This window comes from Algibacter luteus (assembly GCF_030344935.1).
Classification (GTDB): Bacteria; Bacteroidota; Bacteroidia; order Flavobacteriales; family Flavobacteriaceae; genus Arenitalea; species Arenitalea lutea.
In genome coordinates this window covers 1,730,132-1,750,108 of sequence record NZ_CP128313.1, presented here as the reverse complement: position 1 = coordinate 1,750,108, position 19,977 = coordinate 1,730,132, and the positions used below count along the sequence as shown (strand labels likewise).

The 19,977-nt window shown below is 33.3% G+C and carries 13 protein-coding genes; 4 read left to right on the top strand and 9 right to left on the bottom strand.

What is annotated here, in order from left to right:
• Positions 1-97 precede the first annotated feature (97 nt).
• Positions 98-2,131, top strand: a complete 2,034-nt coding sequence (locus O5O44_RS07335; protein ID WP_289196354.1) for a kojibiose hydrolase — start codon at positions 98-100, stop codon at positions 2,129-2,131.
• Positions 2,132-2,216: 85 nt separating this feature from the next.
• Positions 2,217-3,239 (top strand): LacI family DNA-binding transcriptional regulator, encoded by a 1,023-nt coding sequence (locus O5O44_RS07330; RefSeq protein ID WP_289196353.1) that lies wholly within the window; start codon positions 2,217-2,219, stop codon positions 3,237-3,239.
• A gap of 7 nt (positions 3,240-3,246) precedes the next feature.
• On the opposite strand, the gene O5O44_RS07325 is transcribed toward O5O44_RS07330, so the two are convergent.
• Positions 3,247-4,140: a LysR family transcriptional regulator gene (locus tag O5O44_RS07325; RefSeq protein ID WP_289196352.1), complete on the bottom strand. Its 894-nt coding sequence runs from the start codon at positions 4,138-4,140 to the stop codon at positions 3,247-3,249.
• Between the two features lie 82 nt (positions 4,141-4,222).
• On the opposite strand from O5O44_RS07325, the gene hutH reads away from it, so the two are divergent.
• Entirely contained in the window at positions 4,223-5,716 is a 1,494-nt protein-coding gene (hutH, locus tag O5O44_RS07320; protein ID WP_289196351.1) for a histidine ammonia-lyase, read from the top strand.
• A gap of 7 nt (positions 5,717-5,723) precedes the next feature.
• The gene (gene hutU / locus O5O44_RS07315) at positions 5,724-7,721 is read left to right on the top strand and encodes a urocanate hydratase (RefSeq protein WP_289196350.1); all 1,998 of its coding nucleotides are present in this window, start codon (positions 5,724-5,726) and stop codon (positions 7,719-7,721) included.
• A 72-nt stretch (positions 7,722-7,793) separates the two neighbouring features.
• Here the strand turns inward: hutU and O5O44_RS07310 are convergent, their stop codons facing one another.
• The 8 genes from O5O44_RS07310 to O5O44_RS07275 all read right to left on the bottom strand — a co-directional run bounded on the left by O5O44_RS07310 (position 7,794) and on the right by O5O44_RS07275 (position 19,928).
• Positions 7,794-8,558, bottom strand: a complete 765-nt coding sequence (locus tag O5O44_RS07310; RefSeq protein WP_289196349.1) for an SDR family NAD(P)-dependent oxidoreductase — start codon at positions 8,556-8,558, stop codon at positions 7,794-7,796.
• A gap of 43 nt (positions 8,559-8,601) precedes the next feature.
• Positions 8,602-9,900, bottom strand: a complete 1,299-nt coding sequence (locus tag O5O44_RS07305) for an MFS transporter (protein WP_289196348.1) — start codon at positions 9,898-9,900, stop codon at positions 8,602-8,604.
• 87 nt (positions 9,901-9,987) lie between these two features.
• Positions 9,988-10,689, bottom strand: coding sequence for a FadR/GntR family transcriptional regulator (locus O5O44_RS07300; RefSeq protein WP_289196347.1), 702 nt, complete (start codon positions 10,687-10,689; stop codon positions 9,988-9,990).
• Between the two features lie 55 nt (positions 10,690-10,744).
• Positions 10,745-11,659 carry a polysaccharide lyase family 7 protein gene (locus tag O5O44_RS07295; protein WP_289196346.1) on the bottom strand — a complete coding sequence of 305 codons (915 nt, stop codon included), beginning with the start codon at positions 11,657-11,659 and terminating at the stop codon, positions 10,745-10,747.
• A 95-nt stretch (positions 11,660-11,754) separates the two neighbouring features.
• The gene (locus O5O44_RS07290; RefSeq protein WP_289196345.1) at positions 11,755-13,881 is read right to left on the bottom strand and encodes a PKD domain-containing protein; all 2,127 of its coding nucleotides are present in this window, start codon (positions 13,879-13,881) and stop codon (positions 11,755-11,757) included.
• A 22-nt stretch (positions 13,882-13,903) separates the two neighbouring features.
• Positions 13,904-15,121, bottom strand: coding sequence for a hypothetical protein (locus tag O5O44_RS07285; RefSeq protein WP_289196344.1), 1,218 nt, complete (start codon positions 15,119-15,121; stop codon positions 13,904-13,906).
• A 13-nt stretch (positions 15,122-15,134) separates the two neighbouring features.
• Complete coding sequence (locus O5O44_RS07280; protein ID WP_289196343.1) at positions 15,135-16,694, bottom strand: RagB/SusD family nutrient uptake outer membrane protein; 1,560 nt, start codon at positions 16,692-16,694, stop codon at positions 15,135-15,137.
• Positions 16,695-16,700: 6 nt separating this feature from the next.
• Complete coding sequence (locus O5O44_RS07275) at positions 16,701-19,928, bottom strand: SusC/RagA family TonB-linked outer membrane protein (RefSeq protein WP_026010165.1); 3,228 nt, start codon at positions 19,926-19,928, stop codon at positions 16,701-16,703.
• Positions 19,929-19,977 lie beyond the last annotated feature (49 nt).

Genomic DNA, 19,977 nt, shown 5'->3' with positions numbered 1-19,977 from the left:
TCGATTTCGGCAAGGTGGTTTTAATTTCTAAACAATAAACAATTGTTGTTTGTCAAATAGTATAAATTCGTAATTTTATGTACCTAAAATTAATGTTATGAAATTTTTTTGGTCTCTTTTACTATGCTTTAATGCAGTTTTATTATCTGCTCAAAACGACGGATGGCACATTTCAACAACCAACAAATCCAATTACACAGGTATTGTTGTGGCTAATGGACGCATTGGTGTTTTACCTTCTGAAAAGCCTTTTAAAACCAAACAAATTATTCTAAATAATGTCTATGAAAAAGCTTCTCAATTGGGTGTGAGTAAAATTTTAGAAGGGATGAATTTTGGAAATCTCGACATTTCTATTGATGACGAAATGGTTGATGAAACTAACATTTCCAATTGGAAACAAACTCTAAATATGAAAGCGGGAAGTTTTACAACCTCGTTTAAATTTAAAGACAAAGCGACCATTTCTTATACTTTTTATGCCTTAAGAAATGTACCTTATAGTAGTTATATCGATATTAAAGTTGAAGCTTTACAAAGCTTAAAAATCAAAGCTATTGGGAAAATTGAAAGTAATGATTCGTATAAAAATCCAATAAGCACCTTCCGCATTTTAAAAGATTTAGAAACCACAATGCCTATTTTACAAACTGTTGCAAATACTGAATTTGGCAGGCACACTGTAGCTACTTCGGCAACGTTTATTTGGCATGATATAAACTCTACCCGAGAACATCAAAGACCAGAACTTCATCATAATAAAGTAAGCGATCTCAATAATCAACTGTCTTTTGAAAAGTCAATCAAAAAAAATAACACCTTAGAATTTGCGTGGACTGCGGCACAATGCACAACACAAGATTTTGATGATCCGCAAAATGAATCTGAACGCTTTGTAATTTTTAATTTATTAACACCAAAATCTGATTTATTAAAGCAGCATTTTGATTTGTGGGCAAATTTATGGGAAGGCGATATAATTATTGAAGGTGATTTGCAAACCCAACAAGATGTTCGTTTGGCTCTATACCATCTCTACGCATTTGGCAGAGGCGATTCTAATTTAAGTATTGCTCCAATGGGGCTTTCTTCGCAAAACTATAATGGACATATATTTTGGGATACAGAACTTTGGATGTATCCTCCCCTATTATTGCTCAATCAGGATATCGCGAGGTCTTTAGTAAATTATCGTTCCGATAGTATTAAAAAAGCACAAGAAAAAGCTATAAACTTTGGTTATAAAGGTGCGATGTTTCCATGGGAAAGCGATGATACAGGTGAAGAAGCAACCCCTGCATGGGCGCTAACAGGAACTTTTGAGCATCATATAACTGCTGATGTTGGCATTGCTTTTTGGAATTATTATCGAGTTACAAAAGATAAAAAATGGCTTATAGAGCGTGGATACCCTATGCTTAAAGAAGTTGCAGATTATTGGGTAAGTCGCTCTACAAAAAATGCAGATAATACATACTCCATTAAAAATGTGGTTGGAGCGAATGAAGATGCTCCGAATGTTGATGATAATGCGTTTACCAATGGATCCGCTATTACATCTTTAAAATATGCTGTTCTGGCTGCTAATGAATTAAATATTCCTGCAAACCCAATGTGGCAAGACGTTGCAGACCATATTAAAATTCATAAATTTCCTGATGGTACTACCATGGAGCACAGTAAGTATGCTGGGGAAAATATAAAGCAGGCCGATGTGAATTTATTGGCATTTCCCTTAAATGTGATTAATGATAGAGAAACTATCATAAAAGATTTAAAATATTATGAACCTAAAATTAGAATTGATGGCCCTACAATGGGGAAATCTGCTCTAGCAGCAATTTATGCACGCTTAGGTGATGCCAATAACGCTTACAGGCTTTTTAAAGAAAGCTATGTGCCTAATAAAAGACCACCATTTGGCGCACTATCTGAAACAGCCACAGGACACGAACCTTATTTTGCAACTGGAGCTGGAGGCATGCTTCAAACTATTTTATTCGGCTTTGGCGGATTACATTTAACCGATGAAGGGATTGTACAGAAACATCCAATTTTACCCAAAGAATGGAAATCTTTAACACTTAAAGGTATAGGTGTTGATAAAAAAACGTATTCCATAACACATTAATTTAGATTAACCCATCAATAAGTCTATCTTGTATAATATTTATAAAGTTTAATTCTCAGAAAACTTATTAATAGCAAAAGTAATCATGAAACCAGTTAGCCTAAAACAAATTGCAAAGGAATTAGGAATTTCTATCACTACAGTATCTAAAGCACTGAATGACTACCCCGATGTAAGTGAAAAGACTAGAAAAAAGGTAAAAGATCTGGCTTTGAAATTAGATTATTCGCCAAATTCATTTGCACTTGGATTGCGTAAAAATGAATCAAAAACCTTAGGTTTAATTATACCAGATAATGTGCATTATTTCTTTTCCAGTGTTATTAAAGGTATTCTTGAAGTTGCCGAAAAACATGATTATTTGGTGATTGTAATGCAATCTAATGAAGACTATGAACTTGAAAAAAAACAGGTTGATTTGCTTATTAGCAAAGGTGTTGCTGGTATTTTAATATCGCTCTCAAATAGAACACATATTTTCGATCATTTAAATAAGATAATTAATAACGGTATTCCTTTACTTCTTTTTGATAAAATTTCAAAAAATGTAAATTGTTCTAAAGTATTTATTGACGATAGAAAATCTGCTTATGAAGCTGTATCCTATTTAATTAAGAAAGGATACAAGCGAATTGCTCATTTTAGAGGCGATTTAAATCCACAAAATTCTATTGACCGCTTTTTAGGTTATAAGAAAGCTTTGGCTGATAATAATATAGAATTCGACCCTTCATTAGTCTATCTGTGTAATAATAATTCAGATTTTGAAGATGGTTATAATAGCGCAAAAAAACTTATTAGCGATCATCAAGGAAATGTAGATGCACTTTTTACCGTAAACGATTTACTCGCTATAGGAGCTATTAAATACTTCAACCAAAATAATATTAAAATCCCCGAACAAATAGCATTAATGGGATTTAGTAATTGGTTTATGGCATCGGTTATAACCCCTGCGCTTACCACAGTTGAACAAAACGGTTTTGAAATGGGTAAAAAAGCTGCAGACATTTTATTTCATGAAATAAACTGTATTCGAAAAGGAATTTCTTTTGAACCACAAAAAGTCGTTATTCCAACTGAATTGATTTTTAGAGAATCTAGTTAATTGATTACTAATTCGGTAATGCATCAAACAGATTTAAAACTCCTGTTAAAAGTGGATTTCTATTCATTTTATTCCAGACTAATGACAAATCTGTTTTTTGTGAAATTGAATTCAATTCAATAAATTTTACACCATCTGGATTGTTTAAAGATAAAGACTTTGGTACTATAGACACTCCAAAATTATTCTCAACCAATTTATAAATAGAACTTGCATGAATAGTTAAATGAGAAATTATAGGCGAAAAACCACTTTCATGAAAAATATCAAGAACTTTATTGTAGTAAGATTTACTATACTCAGGATCAAAAAGAATAAATGATTCGTTTTTAAGTTGAGATATACTTTTAAAATTATTCAGGTTTATAGCATGATTCTCGGGTAACACCAAACAAAAAGTATCACTTAAAACACAAAGTTTATTTATTGTTTTAGGAACTTCTTCTAATCTTACAAATCCAAAATCGATATTAAAATTGAGTAACTCTTCAATTTGCTTTTGATTATCCATTTCCTTCAAACTAAAAATAATATCAGGGTTTTTAATTTTGTAATTAATCAATAACTCAGGAATAATTTTCTGCATTGCAGACCCAACGTAACCAAGTTTCAGTTGGCCTTTTTTACCATCTTGAAGCAATTTAGCATGATCGACTATGTCGTTCAACTGCTTTAAATTTCGAGATAATTCGCTTTTAAGATAAGTACCTGCTTTGGTTAAAACCACTTTTCTGTTATGGCGGTCAAACAATTGCACACCTAAATCTTCCTCCATTTGCTTAATTTGTCTACTCAATCCTGGTTGAGAAATATACAAACGTTCAGCGGCCTTTCTAAAATGTAAATCCTCTGCAACGGCAAGGAAATACTTTAAATGTCGAATTTCTAATTGATTACTCATAGTTATCAATAATGTGATTAAATGGTCTTTTTAAACATTAAAAATAGGAATAACTTTGTAATAATCAAGTAATTCAATTAAAATGATATTTAAATACGGTATTGATAAATTAACATTAGAAAAGGTTTTAGATATAGCCAACGGTAAGATCAAAGGTGAACTTACCACTGAAGCAAAAGATAAAGTTAATGCTTCGAGAAAAAAAGTAGAAGTTTTGGCAAATTCTAACAAACCTGTATACGGCGTAAATACTGGGTTTGGCCCTTTATGTGATGTACAAATTAGTTATGATGAAACTAATAAACTTCAAGAAAATTTATTAATTACCCATGCCGTTGGTGTTGGCAAACCTATTGATAAAAACCTTTCTAAAATTATGATGATATGCAAGGTACACGCATTAAGTCAAGGGTATTCCGGTATTAGACTGAAGGTATTAGAGCGTATTATCTTTTTTATAGAACATGATCTATTACCTGTTGTGCCCGAACAAGGATCAGTTGGCGCTTCGGGAGATTTAGCCCCTCTAGCCCATTTGTTTCTACCATTAATAGGCGAAGGCGAATTTTGGGTAAAGCATAAAATTATTGATGCTAAAAAAGTGTTATCAGATTATAATTTAAAGCCTATTAAATTAAAAGCAAAGGAAGGATTAGCTTTAATAAATGGCACACAATTTATACTAGCACATACCATAATTGGCTTAAAAAAAATGGAATACTTATTGGATTTAGCCGATGTTGCTGGAGCAATGAGTATAGAAGGATACCAAGGAAGTAGTTCACCTTTTAGGGATGAATTACACAAACTACGACCATTTAAAGGAACGATAGAAGTCGCAGAACGTATGTTTATGCTGCTTTACAAATCACAAAATGTTGATGCTCATGAAGACTGCGAACGTGTACAAGACCCCTACTCTATGCGATGCATACCACAAGTTCATGGTGCTTCAAGAAATGCCTTTTTTCATTTAAGAAAGCTGGCACAGATTGAAATGAATTCGGTTACCGATAATCCTATTATTTTAAGCGAATCTGAAGCGATTTCTGGCGGTAACTTTCATGGTCAACCATTAGCCATGGCTTTAGACTATTGTTCGATTGCTGCATCAGAATTAGGGAATATTTCTGATAGACGATGCTTCTTATTGCTAGAAGGTAAATTTGGTTTGCCTCGATTATTGACAACGGGTGGCGGATTAAACTCTGGTTTTATGATTCCTCAATATACCACTGCAGCATTAGTTTCAGAAAACAAGTCGTTGTGTTTTCCAGCATCTGCAGATAGTATTCCGACGGCATTGGGACAAGAAGACCATGTTTCTATGGGCAGTATATCAGGGAGAAGATTTAATGAAATACTAGGCAACTTAGAAAAGATTTTAGCTATTGAACTCATGTATGCAGCTCAGGCTTTAGAGTTTAGAAGACCAAATACTTTTTCAGATATTATTGAAGAGAATTTTAAAATAATAAGAGAAAAAGTTCCCAAACTTGAAAACGATCGTTTGTTAAAAGATGATATCAATGCCATGATTAACTTGGTAGTAAATAGAACTTTTATTTTAAAATAAATATAAAATGACATTTAAAGAGCAAATTTTACAAGGGATTCCAGATAAATTACCAGCTATAAAAGAATATCCTAATGGTGTTAATCGAGCTCCTGGAAGAAAAGAGATACTCACTTTAAACGAAAAAAAATTAGCCATAAAAAATGCTTTACGATATTTTCCAAAACAATGGCATAAGGAGTTAGCTCTTGAGTTTTCAGCGGAGTTAAAAATTTACGGACGTATTTACATGTACAGGTTTAAACCAGATTATCAGGTTTATGCTAGACCAATTTCTGAGTATCCAGCAAATTCTGAACAAGCTGCCGCTATTATGATGATGATTCAAAACAACTTAGACCCAGCAGTAGCTCAGCACCCTGAAGAATTAATTACCTATGGAGGTAACGGTGCCGTTTTTCAAAATTGGGCGCAATACCTGTTAACAATGCACTATTTAGCTACCATGACGAATGAGCAAACTTTACACATATACTCAGGTCACCCAATGGGTTTGTTTCCGTCGTCTAAAGAAGCTCCAAGAGTTGTGGTAACCAACGGCATGATGATACCAAATTATTCTAAACCCGACGATTGGGAAAAATTCAATGCTTTAGGCGTTACACAATACGGACAGATGACGGCAGGATCGTACATGTATATTGGGCCACAAGGCATCGTGCACGGTACTACAATTACTGTTATGAATGCATTTAGGAAAATATTGTCGCCCAATGAGTCTTTAGCGGGAAAAATATTTTTGACTTCTGGTTTGGGAGGTATGAGTGGCGCTCAACCTAAAGCTGGAAATATAGCCGGTTGCATTACAGTTTGTGCTGAAGTCAATACTAAAGCTGCTAAAAAAAGACATGAACAAGGTTGGGTTGATCTTTTAATAGATGATATCAATTTACTCATAAAGCGAATCAAGCAAGCCCAGACCAATAATGAAGTCATCTCAATTGCCTATGTTGGAAATGTAGTTGAATTATGGGAGCAATTTTATGAACACGATATTTTTGTGCATTTAGGGTCCGATCAAACCTCATTACATAATCCTTGTTCTGGTGGTTACTATCCAGTAGGTTTAAGCTGGGAAGAATCAAATACTTTGATAAAAGAAAATCCTAAACTTTTTAAAGAAAATGTACAAAATTCACTCATTCGTCACGTTAATGCCATAAATAAGCATACTAAAAGAGGAACTTATTTTTTCGATTACGGGAACGCCTTTTTGCTAGAGGCCTCACGTGCGGGAGCCGATATAATGGCAGAGAATAATATAGATTTTAAATACCCATCATACGTACAAGATATTTTAGGTCCATTATGTTTCGATTATGGTTTTGGTCCATTTAGATGGGTGTGCACTTCAGGGAAAGATGAAGATTTAGAAAAAACCGACGCTATTGCAGCGAAAGTTCTTGAAGATATGATGATAGAAGCACCAAAAGAAATTAAGATGCAAATGCAAGACAATATTAATTGGATAAAAAATGCAAAAGCAAACAATTTGGTTGTAGGCTCAAAAGCGCGCATATTGTATGCCGATGCTGAAGGACGAATGAAAATAGCATTAGCTTTTAATCAAGCGATTTCAAAAGGCACTATAGGTCCGGTAGTGCTTGGTAGAGATCATCATGATGTTGGTGGAACTGATTCTCCATTTCGCGAAACGTCAAACATTTATGACGGTAGCAAATTTACAGCTGATATGGCAATCCACAATGTAATTGGCGATAGCTTTAGAGGGGCAACTTGGGTTTCCATACACAATGGTGGTGGTGTTGGCTGGGGAGAAGTTATCAATGGTGGTTTTGGAATGTTATTAGATGGAAGTGAAGATTCTGAGAAACGATTAAAGAACATGCTGTTTTACGATGTAAACAATGGCATTTCTAGACGAAGTTGGGCAAGAAATGAAGGCGCATTACTCGCCATAAAGAGAGAAATGGAACGTTCACCTAATTTAAAAGTTACCATTCCCAATATTGTTGAAGAAGAAATCTTAGATAATTTGTTCTAACATTAGTAATCTAAATAAAAAAAGTCAAGATTTAAATCTTGACTTTTTATTAAAAAATTTATTCTAATTTAACTAGATTCCTAACCCTTGACCACCTGTAACTTGAATAGTTTCAGCAGTTATGAAAGATGCATCTTCACTTGCAAGGAAAGAAACAACACTCGCTACATTTTCAGGTTGACCTAATCTTCCTAACATGATGTTATTTTTCCAAGAAGCAAACACTTCTGGCTTAGTTGATTTAATCTGTTTATGGAAATCTGTATCAATAGTTCCTGGAGATACGGCATTTACTCTAATACCATATTCTGCTAAATCTTTTGCCAACGCTCTTGTAATAGCATGAACTGCTGCTTTAGATGTACCGTAAACTCCTGCACCAGGGCCACCAGCATTCCATCCTGCAATAGATGTATAATTAATAATCGATGCATTTTCTCCTTTTTTAAGGAATGGAATTGCAGCTCTTGAAGCAAAAAATGTAGAATCAAGATTTAACGCCATAACAAATCTGTAAAATTCAGTTGTCATATCTTCGAATCTTGATCTTCCTCCTAAACCACCCGCATTGTTTACAAGAACATCAATTTTACCATATTTCTCTCCAATTTTATTGATGTTTGAAGTTACAGCCTCTTCGCTAGTAACATCAAAACCATAATATTCTGCTTTTATACCTTCAGCTTCTAGTTGTTTAACTCTTTCTGCTCCTGCTTTATCTTCAATACCGTTTAAGATCACTGTAAATCCATCATTACCTAATCTCTTCGCTACTTGAAAACCTATTCCACCAGTTGCACCTGTTATAACAGCTATTTTACCATTTAATTTGCTCATTTTTTTTAATTTTTAGATATTCTTGTTTTTATTATTTATTTTTTTAGTTCTTTTTCAGCGCTTCAATTTTCGGGATTAATATCCAAACACTTGCCATAGTTATAATTGCTAAAGCTGCACCAATAATAAATGCGGGCGTATAATTACCGCCAGATGTAAGCCAAGGCACTAAAGCAGTCAATCCAAAAGCTCCCAATTTAGCTGCCATACCAGCAAAACCAGAAAGAGTTCCAACTGTTTTTCCTCCAAATAAGTCACTTGGTAAAGTTTGAACATTTCCTATCGCTGTTTGAAATCCAAATAGTATCACTGCCATTAATAAAACGGCTGTAACAGGTCCTCCAGGGTTCGCCATTGCAATTAATGTTGGTAACATAATAAGACACCCTAGAGTGATTACAAACTTTCGTGTTCTATTAACGGTCCAACCTGCTTTTATACGATTCTGTGCTAAAAGCCCTCCAAACCACGCTCCAATCATGGCACCGACGTAAGGTACCCAAGCATAAAAACCAATTGATTTTACGTCCATACCATATACTTCATTAAGATAAATTGGTATCCAAAAAATAAATAACCACCAAATGGGATCTAAAGCAGCTGATGCAATAATAACTCCCCAGCTTTCCTTGTGAGAAAGCATTTTATTTGTTGTTGGATTGTATCCTTCATCAAACTCTCCATCATTATCTTTATCTTGATTTTGTTGACCTGTTAAAATATATTTACGCTCATCATCAGTAATCCATGGATGTTTAGAAGGTGGAGATTTAACTAATATCCACCATGGAATAAGCCATAACAATCCAATTAGACCAACCAATATAAAAATATATTGCCAGTTGAAATAAACTGATAACAATCCAATAGTAGGAAAGGCAATAATTCCGCCAATAGCTGCACCTGAGTTAAAAAGTCCTTGTGCAAATGCTCTTTCTTTAGTCGGAAACCACTCGGCATTCCCCTTTGCCGCTCCCGGCCAGTTTCCTGCCTCAGAAATACCTAAAATTGAACGAAAAATACTAAGGCTAACTACGCCTTTAGCAAATGCATGTACCGCCGTTGCGATGGACCAAAATCCTATAGATAATGTAAATCCAATCCTTGTTCCAAATTTATCGAAAATTTTACCAAAAATGGCTTGACCAAACGCATATGAAAATATAAATATTGTAGAGATAATTGCATAAATTCCTTTTCGTTCATCAGGAGTTTTGTCTGGATATAAATCTTTTGCAATATCGGGCCATAAAACAGGCAATGCTTGTCTATCTATATAATTAATAACAGTTGCTAGAGCAATTAACCCAATTACCCACCATCGTAATCCTTTTATCTTCATGTTTTTATTTATTAATTAAATTGTAATAGGCCTTCTGCCCATAACTCACTATTTTAAAATAAAATACTGCTTTAAAAGTTTTTTAAATTAAGTATTATAGCAATATTGATATAATACACTAAAATGATCTTTCATTTTTTGTTTAGCCAGTTTTGGATTTTGTTCTTTTATAGCCTTATAAATCGCTTTATGTTCATCAATACCTATTTGTGCTAATCTTTTATCACAAACATGGTACTTTTCAAAATCGATGATAATCTGAGGTGTAATACTCAACATAAAAGCATTTATCGTTCTATTACCACTAGCTTTTGCAATTGCTAAATGAAACAACAAATCTTCTTGTACTGCATCTTCTCCTGATAAAGCTACCTTTTCATAAGCATCTAATGCCGATTTTATATTTTCTAAATCTTCTTCTGAACGTCTTATTGCTGCTAACCTGACCGTTTTTAATTCCAATAGAATTCGAGTTTCAACCAACGATTTAAAATCAGGATCTTTTAAACGCAAGATATCATCAATCATTCCATTCATAGCGACTACTCCTATATTAGCAACAAAGGTTCCGCTTTGAGGAATAGATTCTAAAATACCGTAATATTCTAGTCTTTGAATAGAGGTTCTAACATTACCTCTACTCACTCCAAATTTCTCAGACAACATTCGTTCTGAAGGTAGTTTATCTCCAGGCTCAAGATTTTTGTAATTTATTAGCTCCTTAATTTTACGAATTATATCGTTTTGTAATTCTACGTTATCACTGACTGCTATTGATTCTAACTTCATACCTTTTAATTTTAATTATACAAGTCTATGGCAAATATATACATTACAACACATATTAATGACTTACTTCTAATTCATAAAACCTTACTTTGGAATATGCACCATCATCTCGAGATTGAAAGTAATTCCCAGCTTTGAAATAATTTTCAAAAACGCCCCATCTTCTTATATGTATACTGTCATAAACTTTGTATTCATTTCCATTTAAAATAATAACCATTTTACCATTCGAAACTTGCACTTCAAGGGTGAATTTTCTAAACCCAACTTCCTGTTCAAAATTAAACCCTTCATCGTCATCCCAAGCATCTTCATGAAGTATTTCAGATCCTATTGCATTTAAATTTTTAAGAACCTTGGTTTTTACGCGTACTTTGCCGTTATCCCAATATATCTTTAAGATAGGCGGTGCATTATTATCGTCTTCACCTATTAAATCACGCTGCTCATTTGTTAATCGTCCATGAATTTGCATTATAATAGTTCTATGATACTTTCCTCCAGAGTCTCTTGTGGTCTCTTCCATCTGGATTTCACCTTTCATTATCCCTCCTTGTGTAAATGTCCAGTTTTTATTATTATTTCCTGGTTCCATTTGTTCTCTAAGTTCCGACCTTGTGTACTTTGTGTTTTTGGTTTTAGATTCGGTAGGCATTGCATGAAAAACAATTGCCCCTTTTGTAGAATCTATATACATATATGGTTTAGCAATTTCATTTGAAGCAAAATTAAATATTTCTGGCGGCTCTATTTCATATGGTTTCCCCATTTCATTATTAACTGGTAAAGTTACCTTCCAATGACTCAAATCTATGTCTGGTAATTTCACCCTTTTTTTCTTCTTCTTTTTTTTCTTTTTTACTTTTTCAGTGGTTGAAGGTGTTATTTGATCTGATTGTGCATTTAAAAAATTATTAAATGAAATTAGAACAAGAAGAATAGTTAATATGTTTAATTTAAAATACCTCATCTCTTTTTATTTATTGACTATTGAGCCTACTACGTATGGACTCAATAATCAATTTTCAACAATTATACCAGATTAATTTTTGTATAAAACATCAATTAAAATCCAGGTGTAATTATATCTATATTATCAATAAATACTTCATTACTACTATCTATCGCATTTAATGCTCTAACATAAATTACAGCTATATTAGATGTAGCAATAAATGTAAATGAACTTGTGGTAAAGGTGTCATTGGTGCTTGAAGACTTAGTGGTATTAAAATCATTTGTAATATTATAATATGCATCTGAATTAGCTTCAATTCCTACCTCTGTAGTTATTTCATTATTTAATATAAATACTTCAGTATTAATACCTTCGGCTTCAGAGCGCGTGTCAATAGTGAAAGTATACTCCACACCTGGTTCTACTGCCACTACTTGATACAGTCTACGACAATTATTACTTAATTTAACTCCTCGGCCTCCACCAGCTTTGGGACCAAACTTGTTCCCATCACTTGTTGATCCTGGTTGCTCGTTTGTACAATATGTAGCATCTATGTAAGCATTTAAATCAGTATTATTCCAAATTGCTCTATAAGGGCTATCAATTGTTCCTAACACATCATCAACAACCGTACTATTTGGAGTCATATCCCAAGCGTCTGCATTATCACCTGTTACACTTGTATGATCATTACATTCACCATTTAGTACTTCAGCAGCAAAAGTTGCATCAACTCCAGTTGGATCTCCATTTTCATCAAATCCAGGAGTAAGTATATTGATATTATCAATAAATACTTCATTACTACTATCTATCGCATTTAAAGCTCTAACATATATTACCGCAATATTTGAAGAAGCTTGAAATGTAAATGTAGTTGTGGTAAATGTGTCGTTAGTACTTGAAGACTTTGTAGCATTAAAATCATTTGTAATATTAAAATACGCATCTGAATTAGCTTCAATTCCTACCTCTGTAGTTATTTCATTATTTAAAATGAATACTTCAGTATTAATACCTTCGGCTTCAGAACGTGTATCTATAGTAAACGTATACTCCACACCAGGTTCAACCGCCACAACTTGATACAGTCTACGGCAATTATTACTTAATTTAACTCCTCTACCTCCTCCAGCAAGTGGACCAAACTTGTTACCATCACTTGTAGATCCTGGTTGCTCGTTTGTACAATATGTGGCATCTATGTATGCATTTAAATCAGAGTTATACCAAATAGCTCGATATGGGCTATCAATTGTTCCTAACACATCATCAACAACCGTACTATTTGGAGTCATATCCCAAGCGTCTGCATTATCACCTGTTACACTTGTATGATCATTACATTGACTGTTAAGAACTTTAGCTGCAAATGTTGCTTGAATACCTCCTATAGGAACTGTTTTAGTTATACTTCTTGAAACTCCAGCTAAATTTGTAGTGGTTAATGTTACTTCGTAAGTACCTTCACCAGGAAACATATGAACAGGGTTTTGCTCAGTTGATGTACTTCCATCTCCAAAATCCCAACTATGCGATTCCGCTAAAATTGATTCGTCTGAAAACACTGCTGTAAAGCCTGAAACTACAAATGAAAAATCGGGAACTGTTGATAAAACTAATCCTTCAATATTTTTAGTAACAGAAACCTGAACACCCAGAAATGTTGTTGCCGTTAGTGTAGCTTCAAAAGTCTCAGCCGATTTATATGTATAAATAGGACTAAAATCAGGATCATCCTCTGTGTCTTCTACATTCCACTCTACACTTTCACCATCTCCAAAATCCCAGACTAAATTCTCAGCTCCTGACGATAAATTTTCGAAAGTCACTTCAGAATCTATTATAGTGAAGTTGAAATCTAGAAAAATAGGCGCTACATCTGATGAATCTGAGGCTTCTAAACCATCAGAACTAATTGTAGTTAAAGTTACTGTATATAATCCTCCTTCTTCATATGTATAATTTGGATTTTCCTCTGTTGAGGTATTCCCATCTCCGAAATCCCACAAATACGACTCAGCATCTGTTGAATAACTTCTAAATACGAATGACATTGTATCATCAGCACTTGTAGTAGTTGTAAAAAGTGTATTAGGCTGAATGTTATTTACATTACCAGTTGGGGGTTCAAAATCTTCGCTAACACTATCATAGCATGATATTAATGAAAGTGTTAATACTAATGTAAAAATACTAACTAAGTATTTTATTTTTTTTTCGTAAGTCATATTATTAAATTTTAAAACTTATTTACTGTTTAACTGTAATGGCAAAAGCATCCAGTCTACTTTCTACACCAGAATTTGTTGCAAATATTATTACAGACTCATTATCACCTGCTTCAAACGTAATAGCATGTTGTTTAAAAACATTATCTATTCTTCCTTCGTTTGTATCAGTTCTAGTAGCAATTATATTTTCTTCTAATTGAGCTTCGGCATAAGTTGATGTTGTTGGCGCTAATATTGAAACTTTCATATCGCCAAATGCATTTTCTTCAAATGCACTAAAATATGTCATCACATAGGTTGCTCCAGGTGTAACTTCTATTTCTTGATATGCCACTCTTGCTCCGTCTGCTGGGAATTTTGCAGCTTGTACGCCATCAGGTAAATTTGGAGGGTCTACTGGATTAGTATCTGTATTAATTTGTATTACAGTAGTACCACCACCTAAAGGACTCCAAGCAGAATTACTTGGTGCTCTCCATGAATCTCTACCATCTCCTGTTCCATCAAATAAGCTGTTATCTTCAAAACTAGGTTCAGCAATTTCCGGTGTTGGGATTGTTGGTATAGCCTGGTTTACTGTTATCAAAGTCTCAGTATAATCAGATTTACCTAAATTATCTGTTACTGTTAAACCTACTTTGTAGATTCCAGGTTCTGGAAATTCAATAATTAATTCTTGATCTTGTAATGTTGCTGCTGGTAATGCCGCTATTTGTGCTTCTAAATTGGCAACATTTTGCAGGACTTCATCAGAAAGGCCGCTCACTGCTGCTGCTAAAGCAACTTCTAGTGAAACTAATTCTGCTTCTAATACTGTAACTTTAGCCGGATCATCCTCACAAGGGATTTTAAATTCTATGTCTGCTATATCTTCTTCTAATGCTACTACTGAAGCTAATTCCGCATCTATAAGTAGTTCTAGAATTTTTTTATCTGGGTTAACTAAATTGATATTATTAATGGGATTTCCGTCACTATCTAAAACTACCCAGTCATACATAGTTCCATTAACTGCTAAATTTGAACCTGCTTGAAAATTAAATTCATATTTCGCCCATAATTCTATGTCTTCACAATCAAATTCAGATGTAGTTATTTCTGAGAAATTGTAAAATGGTGTTGGTCCTGTTATATCTTCTAAATCTCCCACACCTGCTAAATCGTCACTAATACATGATGCTAAAGAGACAAAAGTCACTAATGCAATCCATTTTATATTTGATAAGTATCTTTTCATAATTTTGCTTTTTTTAGTATCCACTATTTTGAGTGTATAAACCAGGTGAATTATCTATTTCTCTCTGTGGAAATGGAAGATATTTTTTATCTGGATTATAAGTTAAACTATTAACATTAGAAAATTCTTGTAATACATTATCTGCCTCACCAAATCTTATTAAATCGTATAATCTTTGATTTTCGTAAACAAATTCAAGTCTTCTTTCTTCTAACAGTTCTGCTTTTGTTAAACTAGCTACTTCTTCTAATCCCGCTCTAAGCCTTACTTGATTAAATGCTTCTATTGCTCTAGTATCTGTTGTACTATTTCCTCCGGCTAAAATTGCTTCTGCATATAACAATAATACGTCGGCGTATCTTAATACTACCCAATCGTTATCTCCAATTTCACCATCTGTTGGGAATTTGTTGTTAAAAACATCTGCAGTAACATTTGAAAGGAAAGTATTGTACTCATTAGTATTTATTGTTCCATAAAATCGAACTGGTTGTAACTCTGGTGTCATTACTTCTAAAAGACTTACTGTTGCTAAATTTACACCATTTGAACCTCCTTGTAATGTCATTGCGAAACTGTGTGATTCTGAATCTGTTTCTACTTGGTCATCTAAACCACTATCACTAGTTGTATAATTATCACTATTTACTAAATCGTAAGCAATTGAAAAAATAACTTCATTATTAATTTCTAAACCAGAATTATTTGTCCAAGTTCCATCTGGCGTTCCATCATTATCTGATAATTCACCTATAAACTCATTGCCAAGTACATTTCCAAAATCTAATACTAAATTGAAAAAATGTTCAGCATCAGTTGCTCCAGGTTCACGTTCTGTATATAATAAGTCAAAGCCATAACTATCATTATTTTCTACTACAGATGCTAAAAGCAATTCTGCTTCTTCGTAATTAGGTGTTGGCTGACTTAAATAGGCCTTAGCTGCAAATATAATTGCTGCTCCCTCCGATGGGCGATATCTATTTAATGTTTCACCATTTAAATAGGCTATTGATGTTTTAAAATCGTCTATGATTTTTGCGTAAACTTCTGCCTCTGATAATTGTGGATAATCATTAGCTTCATTTACATTAACGTCTAAAACTTTATCTATAAAAGGTACATTTTGATATGCTCTAACTAAATTAAAATGGCATAATGCTCGCATAAAATAAGCTTCACCTACGGTGTACTGTTGACTTTCTGGCGCTAAAAACCTATTTTCTATAATCGTATTTGCATGCTTAATAGTATGCATGTTGTTAGAATAATAGGTAGCTACATCTCCATTGTTTGGATCTACTATATAGGCACTTATATCTGGTAGGTTACCATTAGCTGAGTTTGCCCTACTGTTATCTGAACGTAACTCGGTTAATAAAAATTCGTTAGCTGGTACTTTTTGATATGCATCTAAAACACCGTTTGCTAATAACTCGAATCCATCGTTTGTCTGTAATAACTCCTCTAACGTAAGTGCAGTAGGGTTAGTAAGATCTAATTCTTCTTCACAACTTGTAAATAAAGCAATGAAAGAGAAACATACTATTAAATTTTTAAATATTCTTTTCATAATAAATTAAAATTGTAAATTAAGTCCAGCTGATATTGTACGTACTATTGGCCCGTCACCTCTTTGATAACCTGCAGTTAATGGCGTATTGGCGTTATTTGAAGTTTGACCTTGCGCTTCAGGATTGAAACCTTCATAATCTGCAGCGGTAAAGTATAATAAGTTTTCCCCTGTTATATATAATCTTAAAGAAGTAATATTAATTTTAGATGTAAATGTTTCTGGCACTTTAAATCCTAAAGTTATATTTCTTAATGTTACATATGATGCGTCTTGTATATGATCATTAGTAAATCTTCTATGAACTGTTAAATCATAATCTGGGAAGTTTGAAACTGGGTTAACTGCTGACTCACTTGCATAATACAACTGGTCTAAGTCTGCAACTCTAACCTCTGCTCCGTGTGAACCCTCCAACTGAAAAGAAAAATCGAAATTAGATAACGTGAAATCTGAATTGAATCCCCATGTAAAATCAGGGTAAGGATTTCCTAATTCTGTTCTATCTTCATCATCAATAATTCCATCGTTATTTAAATCTTTTACATAAACCCTTGCAAAATCGTTATTAAATCTATTAAAAGGATTATCTACCCATTCTAACGGTATTTCTTTATCGTATACCCAACCATAAAAAGAAGTAATTGGCTGACCTACTCTTGCTATAAATTCAGTTGGTCTTGTATCTTGATCTATTCTAGAAATAATTTGTTCATTGCTTCCTAAACTAACTACTTCATTTCTGTTTAATGAGAATTGACCTCCAACAGACCATCTAAATTTTTCGTTTGAAATAAGTCTTGAGTTTAGCTCTACTTCTACACCTTCATTTTTAACTTCTCCCAGGTTTTGTAACCAATTATCCGCACCGTAAACTGCTGCTTCTGGGGCAAATAGAATTAAATCATCACTTGTTCTTGTATAATAATCTAAAGATAAACCTACAAGACCTCTACCAAAACTTACATCTAAACCTGGGTTAAATTCTATTAATTTTTCCCATCCTAAATTGCTGTTTTGAAGTGTTATTGCTTTAACACCTAAATCTCCGTTGTAACCAATTGTACTATAGGTTTCTTGAGATCTATAAAGTGACTCATATATATTTCTTGAAATTTCGTTTGAACCAGAAATACCATAACTAGCTCTGAACTTTAAAAAAGTTACTACATCGCTTGAAGATAAAAAGTCTTCGTTTGAAACTATCCAACCCACAGAACCGGCTGGAAAGAATCCCCATCTAGAATTTGAACCAAATCTAGTACTACCATCTGTACGAGCAGATAACTGTAAAAGGTATTTCTCATTATAATTATAATCTATCCTACCAAAATAAGATACTAGCTTTTCAGACGCATTATCAGTAAAGGTTGTTCCTGCATCTGCTAAGGCTATATTATTTGTAAAATCGTTTGTATATCCAACAGCTTCAGAGTCTTGTCTAAAATTTTCACTATTCATAAATTCAAAACCTAATATAGAATTAAAGTTATGTTTTTTAAAACTTGTATTGTATTTTAATAATGATTCGAAAGTAAATTGATTTAATTCATCTCTTCTTTCTAACCTATAAGATTCTTGGTCTCTATTTTCTTGACCATATAAATAATCTGCTTCATTTGATTTGTTATGTCTAAAAACACCTGAAATAGTTTGTCTAAAATTTAGTCCTTTAGCTAAATTAACATCTATGTAAGAAGACACATTTAAACTTAATTTCTTTTTAGTTCTAGATCTTTCTAAAAAGTGTACTAAAGGATGTACGTTTTTTGTTGTAGAAAGCGTTAAACCTCCTGATGTTAAACCACTTGCTATTGGCAAACCATTCGCGTCTCTTAGAATATTTCTTGGGTTATTCGGGTCTACAGTAAATGTATGATCGAATGCTCTAGAAAATCCGTAACTACCAACACCTAAGTTTTCAAATAATTTACCTGCGTCTGTAGATACACCTATGTCTGTTGAAAACGGTGTTACATAAGGTAAATGATCTTCTGTTATATGAAGTGGTAAATGCCCATATTGTCTTAAAGGGTCAGTAAATCTTGAAGGCAATTTATCTTGGTCATAATAGTTTACCCGAATATTAGCGCCATATTTAATCTTCTTATTTTTTGATTTACTATCAACTTTAATTCTTGCATTATATTTATTAAAGTTATCTATCAAAGCGATACCCTCGTCTTTAACATAACCTAATGATGCAGAGTAACTTGTTAATTCTGTACCACCTCTTACAGCTAATGAATGACTCTCTATAGTACCTCCAACAAAAATTTCGTCTTGCCAATTCTTTTCACCATCTCCTAAAGATGCTAAAAAGTCCATCGCTTCTAATTCAGCGTATGCTGAGTTATAATCGCTTATAACTCTATCGTAATTTTGACTGTCTGTAGGAATGCCATTTACTATACTTTGTAAACCATCTAATCTTAACCTTTCATCTGCAATAGAAGTATTAAAATTGTCATTTTTATTAGAAAATCTATAACCTGTAAACGTATTATATGAAAATCTTGTTTTTCCAACAACACCTTTTTTAAGTGTAACTAAAATTACACCATTTGCACCACGTGATCCATAGATTGCAACCGAAGAAGCATCTTTTAATACACTTATAGATTCAATATTATTATTATCTATAGATCCTAAAATATCAGCATCAGTACCTAATATTATTCCATCTACAACTATTAATGGTGCAGATTCTCCTGTAATAGAACCAGGGCCTCTTAAAGTTATTTTTGGATCACCACCCGCTTCAGAAGCAACAGTTTGAATTCTTAAACCAGCAACTTTACCTCTTAATGCGTCTTCAACACGAGATACCGAAATATCTTCAATATCTTTACTGTCTATTTTAGTTAATGCACTGGTAATAGTCTTTTCTTTTTGGTCCCCATAAGCTACTACTACAATCTCATCTAACTGAGCAACATCCTCAAGAAGCGAAACATTAATTGTTTTTTGTTCACCAACAATTACTGTTTTAGAGGTGTAACCTACATATGAGAACTGAAGTACATCATTCTTTTGAGCTTTTATTACGTAATTTCCATCAAAATCTGTTGTTGTTCCATTGATTGTTCCTACGACTATAACATTAACACCTGGTATAGGAATACCGTCTGACTTGGCAGTTACTACACCTTGTATAACTATTTCGCTTTGCGCGAATAACATCATATTGAAGAACAATAATGCTATTAAAGTTAGTTTAGTTTTTATATTCATTATTAGCTTGTTTTGTTTAACGAAAGTTTTAGTTTTATACTTACTACTT

Excerpts from the sequence above, each read along its gene's own strand:
- O5O44_RS07275 (WP_026010165.1), bottom strand. The coding sequence starts at position 19,928 with ATGAATATAAAAACTAAACTAACTTTAATAGCATTATTGTTCTTCAAT.
- O5O44_RS07310 (WP_289196349.1), bottom strand. The coding sequence starts at position 8,558 with ATGAGCAAATTAAATGGTAAAATAGCTGTTATAACAGGTGCAACTGGT.
- O5O44_RS07295 (WP_289196346.1), bottom strand. The coding sequence starts at position 11,659 with ATGAGGTATTTTAAATTAAACATATTAACTATTCTTCTTGTTCTAATT.
- O5O44_RS07290 (WP_289196345.1), bottom strand. The coding sequence starts at position 13,881 with ATGACTTACGAAAAAAAAATAAAATACTTAGTTAGTATTTTTACATTA.
- hutU (WP_289196350.1), top strand. The coding sequence starts at position 5,724 with ATGACATTTAAAGAGCAAATTTTACAAGGGATTCCAGATAAATTACCA.
- O5O44_RS07305 (WP_289196348.1), bottom strand. The coding sequence starts at position 9,900 with ATGAAGATAAAAGGATTACGATGGTGGGTAATTGGGTTAATTGCTCTA.
- O5O44_RS07335 (WP_289196354.1), top strand. The coding sequence starts at position 98 with ATGAAATTTTTTTGGTCTCTTTTACTATGCTTTAATGCAGTTTTATTA.
- O5O44_RS07325 (WP_289196352.1), bottom strand. The coding sequence starts at position 4,140 with ATGAGTAATCAATTAGAAATTCGACATTTAAAGTATTTCCTTGCCGTT.
- O5O44_RS07280 (WP_289196343.1), bottom strand. The coding sequence starts at position 16,694 with ATGAAAAGAATATTTAAAAATTTAATAGTATGTTTCTCTTTCATTGCT.
- hutH (WP_289196351.1), top strand. The coding sequence starts at position 4,223 with ATGATATTTAAATACGGTATTGATAAATTAACATTAGAAAAGGTTTTA.
- O5O44_RS07330 (WP_289196353.1), top strand. The coding sequence starts at position 2,217 with ATGAAACCAGTTAGCCTAAAACAAATTGCAAAGGAATTAGGAATTTCT.
- O5O44_RS07285 (WP_289196344.1), bottom strand. The coding sequence starts at position 15,121 with ATGAAAAGATACTTATCAAATATAAAATGGATTGCATTAGTGACTTTT.
- O5O44_RS07300 (WP_289196347.1), bottom strand. The coding sequence starts at position 10,689 with ATGAAGTTAGAATCAATAGCAGTCAGTGATAACGTAGAATTACAAAAC.